This window comes from Mycobacterium bulgaricum (genome assembly GCF_041287165.2).
GTDB lineage: Bacteria > Actinomycetota > Actinomycetes > Mycobacteriales > Mycobacteriaceae > Mycobacterium > Mycobacterium bulgaricum.
The window spans coordinates 346,424-361,944 of the sequence record NZ_JBGGKV020000004.1 but is presented as its reverse complement, the minus strand read 5'-3'; the positions used below and the strand labels follow the sequence as shown (position 1 = coordinate 361,944).

12 protein-coding genes and 1 pseudogene are annotated in these 15,521 nt (G+C 68.4%); 3 read left to right on the top strand and 10 right to left on the bottom strand.

Translation table 11 applies throughout. The features are described from left to right. Positions 1-49: 49 nt before the first annotated feature. The gene (locus ACAG24_RS14855; RefSeq protein ID WP_370472979.1) at positions 50-766 is read left to right on the top strand and encodes a response regulator transcription factor; all 717 of its coding nucleotides are present in this window, start codon (positions 50-52) and stop codon (positions 764-766) included. After that, positions 766-1,974, top strand: coding sequence for a HAMP domain-containing sensor histidine kinase (locus ACAG24_RS14850; protein WP_370472978.1), 1,209 nt, complete (start codon positions 766-768; stop codon positions 1,972-1,974). Before ACAG24_RS14855 ends, ACAG24_RS14850 begins: the two co-directional genes overlap by 1 nt. Here the strand turns inward: ACAG24_RS14850 and ACAG24_RS14845 are convergent, their stop codons facing one another. From ACAG24_RS14845 to ftsY, 4 genes are all read right to left on the bottom strand, one after another. Continuing rightward, positions 1,975-4,446, bottom strand: a complete 2,472-nt coding sequence (locus ACAG24_RS14845) for a [protein-PII] uridylyltransferase (RefSeq protein WP_370472977.1) — start codon at positions 4,444-4,446, stop codon at positions 1,975-1,977. Positions 4,447-4,527: 81 nt separating this feature from the next. Next, entirely contained in the window at positions 4,528-4,866 is a 339-nt protein-coding gene (locus ACAG24_RS14840; RefSeq protein WP_011779408.1) for a P-II family nitrogen regulator, read from the bottom strand. 35 nt (positions 4,867-4,901) lie between these two features. Then, on the bottom strand, positions 4,902-6,275 hold the full coding sequence (locus ACAG24_RS14835; protein WP_370472976.1) for an ammonium transporter: 1,374 nt from the start codon (positions 6,273-6,275) through the stop codon (positions 4,902-4,904). 186 nt (positions 6,276-6,461) lie between these two features. Further along, positions 6,462-7,874 (bottom strand): signal recognition particle-docking protein FtsY, encoded by a 1,413-nt coding sequence (ftsY, locus tag ACAG24_RS14830; protein ID WP_370472975.1) that lies wholly within the window; start codon positions 7,872-7,874, stop codon positions 6,462-6,464. 28 nt (positions 7,875-7,902) lie between these two features. Between ftsY and fni the strand changes: the two genes are divergently transcribed. Continuing rightward, the gene (gene fni, locus ACAG24_RS14825) at positions 7,903-8,928 is read left to right on the top strand and encodes a type 2 isopentenyl-diphosphate Delta-isomerase (protein WP_370472974.1); all 1,026 of its coding nucleotides are present in this window, start codon (positions 7,903-7,905) and stop codon (positions 8,926-8,928) included. A gap of 12 nt (positions 8,929-8,940) precedes the next feature. Here fni and smc read toward each other — a convergent pair whose 3' ends face one another. From smc to ACAG24_RS14795, 6 genes and pseudogenes are all read right to left on the bottom strand, one after another. Then, the gene (gene smc / locus ACAG24_RS14820; protein ID WP_370472973.1) at positions 8,941-12,525 is read right to left on the bottom strand and encodes a chromosome segregation protein SMC; all 3,585 of its coding nucleotides are present in this window, start codon (positions 12,523-12,525) and stop codon (positions 8,941-8,943) included. Between the two features lie 26 nt (positions 12,526-12,551). Continuing rightward, a pseudogene (locus tag ACAG24_RS14815) lies at positions 12,552-12,835 on the bottom strand (acylphosphatase). Then, the gene (locus ACAG24_RS14810; RefSeq protein WP_370472972.1) at positions 12,819-13,244 is read right to left on the bottom strand and encodes an OsmC family protein; all 426 of its coding nucleotides are present in this window, start codon (positions 13,242-13,244) and stop codon (positions 12,819-12,821) included. The pseudogene ACAG24_RS14815 and the gene ACAG24_RS14810 overlap by 17 nt, the downstream one beginning before the upstream one ends. A gap of 87 nt (positions 13,245-13,331) precedes the next feature. Continuing rightward, positions 13,332-14,180, bottom strand: coding sequence for a bifunctional DNA-formamidopyrimidine glycosylase/DNA-(apurinic or apyrimidinic site) lyase (gene mutM / locus ACAG24_RS14805; RefSeq protein ID WP_370472971.1), 849 nt, complete (start codon positions 14,178-14,180; stop codon positions 13,332-13,334). After that, on the bottom strand, positions 14,173-14,874 hold the full coding sequence (gene rnc / locus ACAG24_RS14800) for a ribonuclease III (protein ID WP_370472970.1): 702 nt from the start codon (positions 14,872-14,874) through the stop codon (positions 14,173-14,175). Before rnc ends, mutM begins: the two co-directional genes overlap by 8 nt. Next, a complete protein-coding gene (locus tag ACAG24_RS14795; RefSeq protein ID WP_370472969.1) occupies positions 14,871-15,467 on the bottom strand; it encodes a YceD family protein in 597 nt (198 codons plus the stop codon). The genes rnc and ACAG24_RS14795 overlap by 4 nt, the downstream gene beginning before the upstream one ends. Positions 15,468-15,521 lie beyond the last annotated feature (54 nt).

The window sequence follows — 15,521 nt, the reverse complement described above, 5'->3', positions numbered from 1 at the left end:
CCGAAAGCACAGTGGTCGGTCCGCGGTCGCGGCGCTACCCTCGGCGTACATGCGGATTCTGATCGTCGAGGACGAAGAAGGGCTGGTCAGCGCCCTCCGCATCGGCCTACAGCGCGAGGGCTACGCCGTCGACGCCGCCATGACCGAAGCCGAGGCTGTCGAGCGGCTCACCGTGAACGCCTACGACGTGGCGCTCGTCGACGTCAACCTTCCCGACGGCGACGGGCTCGAATTGGCCCGCCGGTTGCGGACCGGCGACCTCGCCTCGCCGGTGGGACGCGAGATCCGCATTGTCATGCTGACGGCGCGGGGCACCCTGCCCGACCGGGTCCGCGGCCTCGACGCAGGGGCGGACGACTATATCGTCAAGCCGTTCGCGCTGGCGGAGCTCACGGCCAGGCTGCGCGCGGTCCTTCGCCGCGAGGTCTCCGGCGACTCGTCGGTGTTGCGGCTCGGCGACATCTCCGTCGACACCGCGCGCCAGATCGTGCGCCGCGGCGGGCGGGAGGTCGATCTGACACTCAAGGAGTTCTCGGTACTGCGCTATCTGATGACACGGCCTGACCATGTCGTGTCCGCCGAACAGATCCTCGAACACGTCTGGGACGAGAACGCCGACCCGTTCACCCAGACCGTGCGGGTGACGGTGGGGACGCTGCGCCGCAAGCTCACCGTCGGCGGCGAACAGCAGGTATTGCACACACTCGTCGGCCGCGGATACCGGCTCCGCACTCCCGCGGAGCAGCCCTCGACGAAAACGTCCTGATGCGCACCATCCGCGTGCGGCTGGCACTGACCACCTCGCTGTGGTTGTCGGCCATCTCCGCGGCCATCCTCGCCGGGGTGTACCTGGCGCTGACCGCCACGATCGACGCCGCGCCGCTGGACCCGGTGACCGTCAAGAAGTTCGACCGCAAGTCCGACGGCACCATGGTCTACCGCGTCGGTGAGAGCTTCCAGGCGGCGGACCTCGAAAGTGTCCAGCGCGCAGTCAATTACTCGACGCTGGAGAGCTTGCGCAACTACTCCATGCTGGCTCTCGGGGTCATCTTCCTCGTCAGCCTCGTCGTCGGCTGGTTTGTCGCGGGGCGCCTTCTGCGTCCGGTCGGCGAGATCACCGCCACGGCCAATCGTCTTTCGGCCAGCGATCTCTCGCAGCGCATCAACGCCACCGGCCCGAAAGACGAACTGCGCACGCTGGCCGACACCATCGACAGCATGCTCGACAGGCTCGACGACGCTTTCCGCACCGAACGCGCTCTGGTGGAAGATGTTTCGCACGAACTGCGTAACCCGGTCGCGGTGGTGCAGGCCAACGTCGAAGCGGTCCTCGCCGATGAGCGGGCCACAGCGGAGGAACGCGCGCACGCGCTGGCCGTCATCTCGCGAGCCACCACTCGGATGTCGCGGCTTCTCGAGGATCTGCTGGCCACCGCCCGCCGCCGGTCGGGATCCTTCGCCGACCAGAAGGTCGACCTGAGCACCTTCGTCGGCGAAGTCGTCGACGAGCACCGTCTCCTCGCGGCCGAACGGCCGCTGCGGGTCACCACCAGGCTCTCCCCCGGGCCGGTCGTCTACGCCGACCCGGAATCCCTCGCCCGTGCGCTGGCCAATCTGCTGTCGAACGCAATCCGCCTGGCGCCCAGCGATTCCGAATTGACCATCGGTAGCGGGAGCAGCGCCGGCTGGGCGTGGATCGCGGTGCGCGACGAGGGACCCGGTATCGCCGAGGGCGATCAGCAGCGGGTGTTCGACAGGTTCCGCCAGGGCGGCACGGCCAGCGAGAGAAGAGGAGGCCGCGGGTCGGGCCTAGGGCTGGCGATCGCCAGGCAGATCGTGGAGAGCCATGAGGGAAAGATGGCGTTGTTCAGCACTTTCGGGGCCGGAAGCACGTTCGTGATCTGGCTGCCCGACCGCGCCATCGCCGACCGCCCGGAACGTACCGACCAGCCGCCGCAGGCCTGCCCGATCTGATCAGCTGGCCTCCTCGACCGGCTTCGGCCGCGGCGGCGGAGCGGGCAGCACCGCGAACAGTTCACGCTCCAGGTTCTGCCGTACCTCGGTGGTGGCGTCGGGCAGCACGATTCCGAAGGCGTCCACCACCGAGGACCCCAACGTCGTCACCTTCGCCCACTCGATGTCGGCTCCCGCGCGTTCGAAGACGCCGGTGAGCACGGCGAGCAGCCCCGCGCGGTCGGTGGCACGGATCTCGGCGACGGCTCGTCCGGCGGCGGCGCCGTCGTGCCACAGCACCCGCGGCGGTGCGGCGGGAGCGTTGATCGGGACAGCGGCGCGGACTTCGCCGGCGCGGCCCGTGGTCGCGCTCTCCGCCTCCTTCTTCTCCAGTGCAGCCACGACGTCGAGATCGCCGTCGATGGCCAAAATCAGCTGTTGGCGCAGCAGTTCGGCCGCGGGCGGCGATCCGAAGTGCGGGGACACCACGAAGGTGTTGATGGCGGAGCCCTCATGTCCGTTGACCGACGCAGAGTGCACGCGCAGTGAGTTCAGCGCCAGCACCCCGGCGGCTTTCGAGAGCAGCCCGCGGCTGTCGGGCGCGATCATGGTCACGTTGAAGATGTGCGCGGTGTCGGCAGGGGTCAGCTCGACGTGCACCCCGCCGCGTGCGAGCGAAAGGAACCGGGGCTCGACGGGATCGGGATGTGGTAGCGGCTCGCCCGCCATCACGAGCCGGCAGCGGCGGACCAGGTCGCCGATCAGCGAGGCCTTCCAGTCACCCCACACACCCGGACCGGTGGCCAGCGAATCCGCCTCGGCGAGCACGTGGAGCAGTTCGAGGACGACCAGATCGCCGTCGAGCGCATCGACCACCGCGGCGATGGTGGCCGGATCCTGGAGATCGCGCCGGGTCGCGGTGTGCGGCAACAACAGATGGTGACGAACGACCTGGGACAGGATCCTGATGTCGGACGGCCACAGGCCGAGCCGGCCGCCGATCTGCTGCGCGAGCTCCGAACCGATGACGCTGTGGTCGCCACCGCGGCCCTTGCCGATGTCGTGCACCAGCGCGCCCAGTAGCAGCAGGTCGGGTCGCGACACCCTCGTGGTGAAAGCACTTGCCCTTGACACTGTTTCGACGAGGTGGCGGTCGACCGTCCAGATGTGCACCACATCCCGCGGCGGCAGGTCGCGGACCGCACCCCACTCGGGGAAGAGCCTGCCCCACAATCCGGTGCGGTCGAGTGCTTCGATGGTGCCGACCGCGGACGGGCCAGCGGCGAGCATCACCAGGAGATCCTTGAGTGCCTGCCGCGGCCACGGGGTGCGCAGTTCGGGGGCCGCCTCGACAAGTCGGCTCAGCGTCGACGACGCGATGGGCAGCGCGGTGGTGGCAGAGGCGGCGGCGACCCTCAGGATCAGCCCGGGGTCGCGTTCCGGGCGGGCGTCCCGGGCGAGGATCACCTCACCGGCGAACTCGATGACGCCTTCGTCGAGCGGGCGGCGCACCGGACGCCGCAGCGCGGAGAGCCCGCGACGCGGCAAAGCATTTGCCGCCGTCCGGATTCCGGCGTCGACGTAGAAGCTGACCGTGCGCGCCGCATCGGACAGCGTGCGCGCAAGGTCGAAGCGGTCCCCGATGCGCAGCGAGGCGCCGATCTCGTCGGCGTGCTGTGCGAGGAGCAGCTCGCGGTCGCGACCCGCGACGCGGTGCAGTTCGGTCCGAACATTGAGCAGTGAAAGATGAGCTTCACCAAGCGTTTCGGTCGGTGAAGCGAGCGACCGGCTCGGGTAGACGTCCGCGAGTTGCGCGATGGCGAGGGCGTTGAGGAGTTGGACGTCACGCAGACCGCCTCGGCCGCACTTGAGATCCGGCTCGGCGCGGTGGGCGATTTGGCCGCTGCGCTGCCACCGCGCCCTGGTGTGCTCGACCAGTTCGTCGAACCGTGACGCGATGCCGGTGCGCCACTGGCGTCGCGCCCCGCCGATGAGCAGTGCGGAGAGGTCTCCGTCTCCGGCGATGTGCCGCGCCTCGAGCATCGCCAGCCCTGCGGAGATGTCCTCTCCGCCGACGCGTAGTGCCTCCGGCACGGTGCGTACGCTGTGATCGATGCGAATGTTGGCGTCCCACAACGGGTACCAGAGCAGCTCGGCAACCTCTGCGACGATCTCGGCCGGCATGTTGTCGTGCAGCAGCATCAGGTCCAGGTCGGAGTACGGCAACAGCTCGCCGCGGCCGAGGCTGCCTGTGGCGACGATCGCGAACCCACTCGTCGGGGTGATCCCGATCTCGGTTGCCTTGGTGTTGAGCCAGAAGTCGTGCAGATCGAGCAGAGCCTCACGCAGCGCTGCCGAGTCGAGTTGACGTGCGCTACCCGACAGCAGCTGCTCCGCCGCGGCCTTGAGATCGGTTGCCGGACGGGACGATACCGCCGCCGGACGCTCCCATCGGGAAGCGCCGGCGGCGGACCGCGAATTCGAATCCTTCATGAGTTGTCCTCCCGGCACTTGACGATCCAGCACTCACACGGCGCAACTGCCGGGAGACGACCTCTCATTCCACGATGCGGGTCAAAGGGCGTCAGCCCCGCGCTCGCCGGTGCGAACCCGGACGACGGTCTCGACCGGGCTGACCCAGACCTTGCCGTCACCGATCTTGCCGGTGCGCGCCGCCTGCACGATGACGTCCACCACCTTGTCGACGGCTGCATCGTCCACGACGACTTCCACGCGGACCTTGGGGACGAAGTCGACCGAGTACTCCGCGCCGCGGTAGACCTCGGTGTGGCCCTTCTGCCGCCCGTAGCCCTGCACCTCGCTCACGGTCATTCCGAGAATGCCCGTCTGCTCAAGGCCTGTCTTGACATCTTCCAGCGTGAACGGCTTGACGATCGCTGTTATCAGCTTCATGTGTAGATGATCCCTTCCGATCAAATTGTCGCCGGTCAGGCGAGCTCGTAAGCCGTTTCGGCGTGTTCGGTCTCATCAATACCAGTGTCCTCGTCCTCCTTGGACACCCGCCAGCCCAGTGGCTTGACGATGAACGCGATGATCGCGGTCAAGACGGCCGTGAAGATGACGGCGACGAGCGCGATCACGACCTGCACGACGAGCTGCTGGATTCCGCCGCCGTAGAACAGGCCGGTTTCGAGGGCCAGGAAGCCGATGCCGATGGTGCCCCACAGGCCTGCGACGAGGTGCACGCCGACGACATCGAGCGAATCGTCATAGCCGAACTTGTACTTCAGCGCGATGGCGAGCGCCGACAGGACACCGGCGATGGCACCGAGGATCAGCGACCCGATGGCGCTCAGCGAGCCGCAGGCGGGGGTGATGGCGACCAGGCCCGCGACGATGCCCGACGCGGCGCCGACGCTGGTGGCGTGACCGTCGCGGATCCTTTCCACGAGGAGCCAGCCCAGCATCGCGGCCGCGGTGGCGGCGGTGGTGTTGACCCACACCGAGCCGGCAATCATGTCGGCGGCACCTTCGGATCCCACGTTGAACCCGAACCATCCGAACCACAGGATGGCGGCGCCGAGCATCACGAATGGGATGTTGTGCGGACGGTACGGGGTCTTGCCGAAGCCGGCGCGCTTGCCGAGCAGGATCGCCAAGACGAGCGCGGCCATGCCCGCGTTGATGTGGACCACGGTGCCACCGGCGAAGTCGATCGGCGACACGTTGGCCACGCCTTCCTCGTCGACACCGAAAAGCTTTGCGGCGATGCCGTCTTCGGAGCCCGAGAGCAGACCGCCACCCCAAACCATGTGCGACAGCGGGAAGTACACCAGCGTGACCCAGAGCCCGCCGAAGACCAGCCAGGTGCCGAACTTCATCCGCTCGGCGACCGCGCCGCTGATCAGCGCCACGGTGATCACGGCGAATGTCAGCTGGAACGCCACCCAGACGATGGCAGGCACCGTTCCGAACCCGCCGGAGACGAAGGTCTCGACGCCGTCGATCTCACGGACTTCGGTCAGTTGGCTGAGGCCGAACAGGGAGAACGGGTTGTCGAAGACCCCGAAGAAGTCGCTCTCGCCGGTGTGCGCCGATGCGAAGGACATCGAGTAGCCCCAGAGCACGTAGATGACGCTGACGACACCGATCGAGCCGAACGACATCATCATCATGTTTAGGACGGACTTCTGGCGGGACAGGCCGCCGTAGAAGAACGCGAGCCCCGGTGTCATGAACAGCACGAGTGCGGCCGATGTCAGCACCCAGGCCGTGTCGCCGGCGCTGAGGCCGCCCTCCGCGAACGGCAGAAAATTCTCGTCCGGTATGGCCAGGACCGCATCGTGTAAGCCGAATGCCACTTTGTGTGAACCTCCTTGGGATGGCGGCCGACCGTGATCGGCCTCCCGAAGAGACTCTTTTGCAAGCGTTTCACCTGTGATTCTGTTGTGTTTCACCCAGGTGAACGGACACGCCTATGCCGTTACGCTCGTGTTTCATCGGCATGAACAGCGAAAATTTCACACCGGCACACCGGAATTCGGCGACTAACCGAGCAGCGCGTCGACGAACGCGGCCGGCTCGAACGGCGCCAGATCGTCGGGGCCCTCCCCCAGCCCGACGAGCTTGACCGGGACGCCGAGTTCCTGTTGCACGCGGAACACGATGCCGCCCTTGGCCGTCCCGTCGAGTTTGGTGAGCACCACGCCGGTGATGTCGACGACTTCGGCGAAGACGCGCGCCTGCGGCAGGCTGTTCTGGCCGATCGTTGCGTCCAGCACCAGGAGCACCTCGTCGACCTCGGCGCGCTTGGCGACCACGCGTTTGACCTTGCCCAGTTCGTCCATCAGGCCGGTCTTGGTGTGCAGCCGGCCCGCGGTGTCGACCACGACCACATCGGCCCCCGTGGCGATTCCCGTGTCCACGGCGTCGAACGCCACCGAGGCGGGATCGGCGCCCTCGGGGCCCCGCACCACCTGCGCACCCACGCGCGAAGCCCAGGACTGCAACTGGTCGGCCGCCGCGGCGCGGAAGGTGTCGGCCGCGCCGAGCACGACACGGCGCCCGTCGGCAACCAGAACGCGGGCGAGCTTGCCCACCGTGGTCGTCTTGCCGGTGCCGTTGACTCCGACGACGAGCAGGACCGAAGGCTTGTCGGCGTGCGGCAGTGCCCGGATCGAACGCTCCAGGTCGGGCTGGAGTTCGGCGATCAGCACCTCCCGCAGCACGGCGCGCGCATCGGCCTCCGTGCGTACCCGGCTGCTCGCCATCTTGGCCCGCAGGGAGGTGATGACGGACTCGGTCACCACCGGCCCGAGATCGGCGATGAGCAGCGTGTCTTCGACCTCTTCCCAGGAGTCCTCGTCGAGATCGCCGCCGCCGAGCAGGCCCAGCATGCTGCGGCCCAGGGTGTTCTGGGACTTGGACAGCCGCCCGCGCAGGCGGTCGAGGCGGCCTTCCGGAGGCGCGATCGTGTCGATCTCCGGCGCGGCGGGGGCCTGCACCTCGGTGACGGGTTCTGCGACCTCACGGGCCGGCTCAGGGGCCTCCGCGGGCGGTACGACGAGATCCTCGGCCGGCGGCGGCTCGGGCGCCGCCGGGATGTCGCGGGGCTCGCGCTCGACAACCGGCGGTTCGGGCAGTCTGACGTCTGCGATGGGCCGTTTGGGCGCGTCGCGCGGGATGGTGGCATCATCGCCGACGGCAGGTAAGCCGCTGGTGTCCAGCCGCTGCGGGCGCTCGGGCGCCCTGGGCGGGGTCGCCGGGGCTTTGGGGGGTGCCGACTGGGTAAACGTGATGCTTGACGAGGCGGTGTAGCCGCCCGAGCGATCGACGGGAGTAGCAGTGTCCGGTTCCGACAGGCTGATCCTGCGGCGGCGGTACCGCACCAGGCCCACGACGAGCGCGACGACGAGCAGAACGGCGATGACCGCGATCGCGATCCAGAGACCCTCACTCACCGTGCCATTGTCTCAGGGGGCATAACCCGTGACGCCTGACCCCGGGTCCGCGCTGCGGCACCGCAAGCGCCGCCACATCGACGTCTGCCTGACCGAACCGGTCGACTACCAGACGCTGACCACCGGCTTCGAGCGCTATCGGCTGCCGTACAACGCGCTGACCCAGACCAACCTCGACGGCGTCGACCTCAGCACGGAGTTCCTCGGCTCGCGCCTGCGGGCGCCGGTGCTCATCGGCGCGATGACCGGCGGCGCCGAACTGTCGGGCATCATCAACCGCAACCTGGCCGCGGCAGCTCAGCAACTCGGCGTCGGCATGATGCTGGGCTCGCAGCGCGTGATGATCGACGACGCCGTCGCCGCGGCGAGCTTCGACGTCCGCGGGGCGGCTCCTGACGTGCTGCTGATCGGCAACATCGGCATGGCCCAACTACAGGCGTCGCCGGCGCCGGTACTTGCGGGGATGCTGGATCGGGTCGGCGCGAACGGCCTTGCCGTGCACACCAACCCGTTGCAGGAGGCGATGCAGCACAACGGCGACACCGACTTCTCGGGTTCGATGGTGCGTCTGCGCGAGATCGCCGGCTCGCTCGGCTACCCCGTCATGCTAAAAGAGGTGGGGCACGGAATCGGGGCGGCGGCGGTCGCCGAACTCGCCGACTGCCCGGTCGCCGCCATCGACGTCGCCGGCGCGGGCGGGACGTCGTGGGCACGCATCGAGCAGTTCGTCCGCTACGGCGAAGTGCGCTACCCCGCGCTCGCCGAATGGGGCATCCCGACCGCTCAGGCCCTCACCGAGGTCAGAGCGCAGCTTCCGCGCATGCCGCTCGTCGCCTCCGGCGGCATCCGCACCGGCATGGACGCCGCCAAGGCGATCGCCATGGGCGCCGAAGTGGTGGCGATCGCCCGCCCGCTGCTGGCTCCAGCGGTCGAATCTGCTGCGGCCGTTGCGGATTGGCTTCAAGGGTTCATCGAGGAGCTGTTGGTCTGCCTGCACGGGTGTGGCGCCGCCAACCTCGCCGAGCTGCGGAAGCGCGGTGTGACGGAGGTCTGAACGGGGCGACCGTCAGGTCGGGCTGGCGACCAGCTCCTGGCCGCGCATCCGCTGCGAGATGACCGTCGTGATGCCGTCGCCGCGCATCGTCACGCCGTAGAGGGCGTCGGCGACCTCCATCGTCGGCTTCTGGTGTGTGATGACGATCAGCTGCGACCGCTCGCGCAACTGCTCGAACAGACTGATGAGCCGGCGCAGGTTCACGTCGTCGAGGGCGGCCTCGACCTCGTCCATCACGTAAAACGGTGACGGCCGCGCACGGAATATCGCGACCAGCATCGCCACCGCCGTCAGTGACTTCTCGCCACCGGACAGCAGCGACAGGCGCTTGATCTTCTTGCCCGGCGGACGGGCTTCGACCTCGATGCCGGTGGTGAGCATGTCGCCCGGATTGGTCAGCAGCAGCCTGCCCTCACCGCCGGGGAACAGCGTCGAGAACACCTGGGTGAACTCGCGTTCCACGTCCATGTAGGCCTCGGTGAATACCTGCAGGATCCGCGTGTCCACGTCGGCGATGACGTCGAGCAGATCCTTTCTGGCGGCCTTGACGTCTTCGAGCTGGGTAGAGAGGAAGTTGTAGCGCTCCTCCAGTGCCGCGAACTCCTCCAGCGCAAGGGGATTCACGCGGCCCAGTTCCCTGAGCTCCTTCTCGGCGCGTTTGGCCCGCCGCTCCTGTGTGGCCCGGTCGTAGGGCATCGGGGCCGGCGCGGTGACCTGTTCGCCGCGTTCCTTCGCCTGCTCGTATTCGGCGATCTCCAGCTCGGACGGTGGCAACGCGACGTCGGGCCCGTACTCGGCGATCAGGTCGGCCACCGCCATGCCGAACTGTTCGAGCACCTGCTGCTCGAGTTGCTCGATGCGAAGCGCCGCTTGGGCTTTGGCCACCTCGTCGCGGTGCAGAGCGTCGGTGAGGGCGGTGATCCGCGAGGTGAGCTCGGCAACCGATTCGCGCGCCTTCGTCAATGCGGCGGCGCGAACCTGGCGCTCGGCGGCGACCTCGTCGCGAATGCGCGACGCCACGGCCACCGCCTCGCCCAAACGTTGCGCGACGATCCTGCCCGATTCCGCGACCGCGGCCGCCACCTCGGCCGCGCGCACGCGTGCCTCGCGGGCACGCTGGGCCCGCGCCCGTGCCTCGCGTTCGGCCACCGCGGCCCGGCGTAGCGAATCCGCCCGCCCGCGAACGGCATTGGCGCGCTCCTCTGCGGTGCGGACTGTCAGGCGCGCCTCGACCTCGGCCGACCGGGCTGCCTCGGCAGCAGCGGTCGACTCGGTGCGGTCGACGACCTCGACGTCGAACATCGGCTCCTGCTGGGCGTTGTGCAGCCGCGTTTCGAGTTCGGCGAGCTCCTCCACCGTGCGGTTGCGGCTCGCCTCGAGCTCGTCACGCTGTTTGATCAGCCGCTGCCATTCGTCGTCGGCGGCGCGCGCATCCTGCCCGAGCCGGCCGAGCTGCTCGTAGATGGACGAGATCGCCGCGTCGGACTCGTTGAGGGCGGCCAGGGCCTGCTCTGCGGCGTCCTGACGTGCCGACTGTTCGGCCAGCGCGCCGGCCAGTGCTGCCGACAGCTCGCCGGTCTGCCGCTCGGCGTCGGCGAGTTCGGTGCGCGCCTTGTCGACTTCGGAGGTGATCTCCAGTGTGCTGGGCTTCCGGTCGGAGCCGCCGTTGACCCAGCCCGCCCCCACCAGGTCCCCATCGGCGGAGACGGCACGCAACTGTGGTTGTGCGGCAACGAGTTCCAGTGCCGAGGCGAGGTCGTGTACTACGGCCACACCGGCCAGCATCGCAGCGACGGCGCCCTGCACACGCGGTGCCGGTTCCACCAGATCCACGGCCCACAGCGCCCCGGCGGGCAGCTGAGCCGACACCGGCGCCTGAGACGGCCAGTCGCCCAGCACGATCGCGGCACGGCCACCGTCGGATTCCTTGAGCGCGGCGACCGCCGCCTGCGCGGCGCCGAAGTTCTCGGCCGCGAGGGCGTCCGCTGCGGCGCCGAGCACTGCCGCGATCGCCGCCTCGTGCCCCGAGCGCACCTTGACCAGATCGGCGATCGACCCGAAAAGTCCTGCACCGCCGTGATTTTCCTGCAGCCAGGCGGCGCCGTCCTTGCGGTCGAGGCCCACCGACAGGGCGTCGATACGCGCCTGGAGAGACGCGACCTGCCGTTCGGCGGCCCTTTCGGCCGACTGGAGCTCGGCAACGCGCTCATCGGCAAGCCGCAGCGCACTGACGGTGCGATCGTGGTGCTCGTCGAGACCGACCTCGCCTGCGTCGAGCTCCCCGACGCGGCCCTGCACCGTCTCGAACTCGGCCTGGGTCTGCTGGGCGCGGGCCGCGGCCTCATCGATGTTCGCGGTCAACCGCGCGACGGTCTCGTCGACCGACTCGACCCGGGTGCGCATCGTGTCGACCTGACCGGACAGCCGCGCCAGTCCTTCGCGGCGGTCGGCTTCGGCGCGGGCGGCGGCCATATGCGCGCGCTCGGCTTCGGCGGCGGCCTGCTCGCGTTCGGACAGTTCGGCGCGCGCCGATTCGAGCCTGGCCTGCGATTCGGCCAGCTCGTCGAGCAGCTGGCGTTCCTGCTCGGCGACGGCGTCTGCCTGGGCTTCCAAATCGTCGGGGTCGGGCCCGGCGGAGAAGTCGGGTTCGCCGTCGAGGTGCTGGGCGCGCTCACTGGCGATGCGCACCGTCGCACTCACCCGCTCGGCCAGCGCGGAAAGCCGGAACCAGCGCTGTTGAGCGGAATCAGCCCGCTCACTGAGGTCTTCGACGGCGCTCTCGTGAGCGTCGAGTTCCACTGTCCTGGATTCCAGCTGCTCGCTGAGCTCTTCGTGCTCGCGGCGCAGCGTCGTCTCGGCCTGGTTGGTGTCGTCGAACTCGGTCTTGCGCGCGACGAGGTCGTCGGCGGCCAGCCGCAACCGCGAATCGCGGAGGTCGGCCTGGATCGTCTGGGCGCGGCGGGCCATCTCGGCCTGCCGTCCCAGGGGTTTGAGCTGGCGACGCAGCTCGGTGGTCAGATCGGTGAGCCGCGCCAGGTTGGCCGACATCGAGTCGAGCTTGCGGACGGCCTTCTCTTTGCGCTTGCGATGTTTGAGGACGCCCGCCGCCTCCTCGATGAACGCGCGACGGTCTTCCGGCCGCGATTCGAGGATCTCCGAGAGCTTGCCCTGACCCACGATGACGTGCATCTCGCGGCCGATGCCGGAGTCGCTGAGCAACTCCTGCACGTCCGCCAAACGGCAACGGCTGCCGTTGATCTCGTACTCGCCGGCACCGTCGCGGAACATCCGCCGGGTGATCGACACCTCGGAGTACTCGATCGGCAGTGCGTTGTCGGAGTTGTCGATCGTCAGCGTCACCTCGGCGCGGCCGAGTGGCGCCCGCGAGGACGTCCCGGCGAAGATGACGTCTTCCATCTTTCCGCCGCGCAGCGTCTTGGCGCCTTGCTCGCCCATCACCCAGGTGAGGGCGTCGACCACGTTCGACTTGCCGGACCCGTTGGGGCCGACCACGCAGGTGATGCCCGGCTCGAAACGCAGAGTCGTCGGCGAAGCGAAGGACTTGAAGCCCTTCAGCGTCAGACTCTTCAGATGCATGACGCGTTACCCTACCGCCGAAAACGTCACCTCTCGGTGAAGCCCGCGATCGCGTCGGCAGGTTCTGACCAGTCGGAGATCACCTTGTCGACCCGGCCGGGCGTACTCCCACCTTCCACAGGTCAAGCAGGCTTTCGCAGGCATCCCGACGCCCCTGGGCGACCACCTGGACGCGCCCGTCGGACTTGTTGGCCGCGTACCCGGTCAGCCCCAGTTCGAGCGCGCGCGAGCGCGTCCACCAGCGGAAACCCACCCCCTGCACCTGTCCGTGCACCCATGCGGTGAGCCGAACGTCATTTTCCCCCAGCATTTTTCACCTCAGAAACCTCAAAAGTCACATCGGTACCAGACTTTAACGTCCGTCCCACCGTGCACACCGTGTCGATCGCGCGCTCGACGACGGTGAGCAGTCGCGCCTTGTCCTCGTCGCCGAGTCCCGACAGATCGACTTCGAGTACTTCGTCGAGCAGCGGGTAGCGCTCCTGCTCTCGATCGGCGGCCCCGGACACCCGGATCGTCGCCTGGTAGTCGTCGCCGAGCCGGCGACGCAGCGGCTGATCGCTGGACATCCCGCTGCAGGCGGCCAGCGCGATCTTCATCAGCTCGCCGGGCGTGAACACGCCCTCGACATCCTCGGAACCCACCAGCACCTCGGCACCGCGCGTGCTGCGGCCCGTATAACGGCGCACCCCGGTGCGCTCCACCCACAGTTCGGTCACGCCCTATTTCTACAACGTCCGCCGAACTGAGATTCCCGGTCGTGAAATCGGCGCATTTCGCAGCCCGGAATCTCAGTTCGGCGAAAGTCAGACGCGCGGGCGGGGCTGGCAGCGCGGGCAGTAGAACGACGAGCGGTTCATGAACTTGTCGCGACGCATGATCGCGCCGCAGCGCCGGCACGGTTCGCCCTCGCGGCCGTAGGCGTCCAGCGAGCGGTCGAAGTAGCCGGACTCGCCGTTGACGTTGACGTACAGCGAGTCGAAGGACGTGCCTCCCTGCCCCAGCGCGTCGGTCATCACCTCGGCGGCCGCATCGAGCAGCTGGGCGAGCTTGGCCTTCGAGATTCCCGACGCCAGCCGCGCGCCGTTGATCTTCGCGCGCCACAACGACTCGTCGGCGTAGATGTTGCCGATCCCCGAGACGACAGTCTGGTCGAGGAGCTGACGCTTGATCTCAGAGTGCTTGCGCCGCAACACGTTCACCACTGCACCCCGGTCGAAGAGCGGATCCAGCGGGTCGCGGGCAATGTGCGCGACGGGGGCCGGGACATCGGTGCCGTCGACGTCGACGAGGTCGGCGAGCATCCATCCGCCGAACGTGCGCTGGTCGACGAAGCTCAGCGTGGTGCCGTCGTCGAGCAGGGCGGCGATGCGCAGATGGTTCTCGTTGGGCACCTCACCGAGCAGCATCTGGCCACTCATCCCGAGGTGGACCACCAACGCGTTCTGGTCCGAGAGCGTCAGCCACAGGTACTTCCCGCGCCTGCCCGTTCCGGTGATCGTCGAGTCCAGCAGTCGTGCGGTCAGGTCTGCGGGCCCGGCCTCGTGACGTCGCACCGCACGCGGATGATGTACGCGCACAGCGGTGATCGTCTTGTCGGTGACGTGCTCGGCCAAGCCCCGACGCACGACCTCGACCTCGGGGAGTTCAGGCATCCTGTTGCGACATCAGCGCGTTCCACGCCGCCGCCGCGGCTTTGAGCTCGGCCTCTTTCTTGGTCCTGCCAACGCCGCGGCCGTACTCCGTCTCCCCGATCAGCACGACGGCGGTGAACTCCTTGTCGTGGTCGGGCCCCGTCGACGTCACCAGATACGCCGGCGCCCCCAACCCCCGCGACGCCGTCAACTCCTGCAGGCTGCTCTTCCAGTCCAATCCTGCGCCGAGCGTCGGCGCGGTGTCCAACAGGGCGGCGAACAACCGCAGGATGACCTCCCTGGCGACCTCCACCCCATGCTCCAGATAGATTGCGCCCAACAGTGATTCGACACCGTCGGCCAGGATGCTCGACTTGCCGGCGCCGCCGGAGTTCTCCTCACCCCTGCCGAGGAGCAGGTAGGCGCCGAGGCCGTGGGTCGTCAGGTGGCGGCCGACGTCGGCCAGTGCCTGCGTGTTGACGATGCTGGCACGCAGCTTGGCCAGATCACCTTCGGAACGGTCGGGGTGCCGGTGGTAGAGCTCTTCGGTGATCGTGAGCCCCAGCACCGAATCGCCGAGGAATTCCAGGCGCTCGTTGGTGGGCACGCCGCCGTTCTCGTAGGAGTAGCTGCGGTGGGTCAGCGCAGTGGTCAACAACTCCTCGGGCAGCTCGACCCCGAGCGCTTCGAGCAGAAGCGCGCGGTCGACCGTCACGAGTCGTCCTCGGTGGCACTCTGCTCGCGAAGCTCGGCCAGCTTGGCCCACCGCGGATCGATCTTCTCGTGGTGGTGGCCGGGCTCGGCATCGGCCAGCGGCACCCCGCAGTCGGCGCACAGCCCCGCACAATCCGGACCACACAGCGGCGAGAACGGCAGCGCGAGCCCGACGGCGTCGATGATCGGCTGCTCGAGATCGACGGTCTCGGCACCGCCGTCGCGACCCACGCGGGGGACCTCGTCGGCTTCGGTCGTCTCATCGGTGGTGCTGTCCGGATAGGCGAACAGTTCGGTGAGGTCGATCTCCACCTCACCGGTTATGGGCCGCAGGCAGCGTGCGCATTCACCGGAGGTGGGGGCTGACACGGTGCCGGTCACCAACACCCCCTCCGACACGGACTCCAGGCGCAGGTTGAGCTCCATCGGAGCGCCTTCGTCGATCGCGATCAACTCGACCCCGATGCGCGCGGGACTGGGAACGGTGGATTCGACGGTGATCATCGAACCCGGACGCCGACCGAGCCGGGAGATGTCGATCACCAGGGGCGACCGTGAATTTCGGTGCGCCGCCGCGTTAACGTGCGTCGCCATGCCCGTATCGTACGGTCACCTCAGCTACAGATCTTCGGCCGTGCCTGTCTTGAG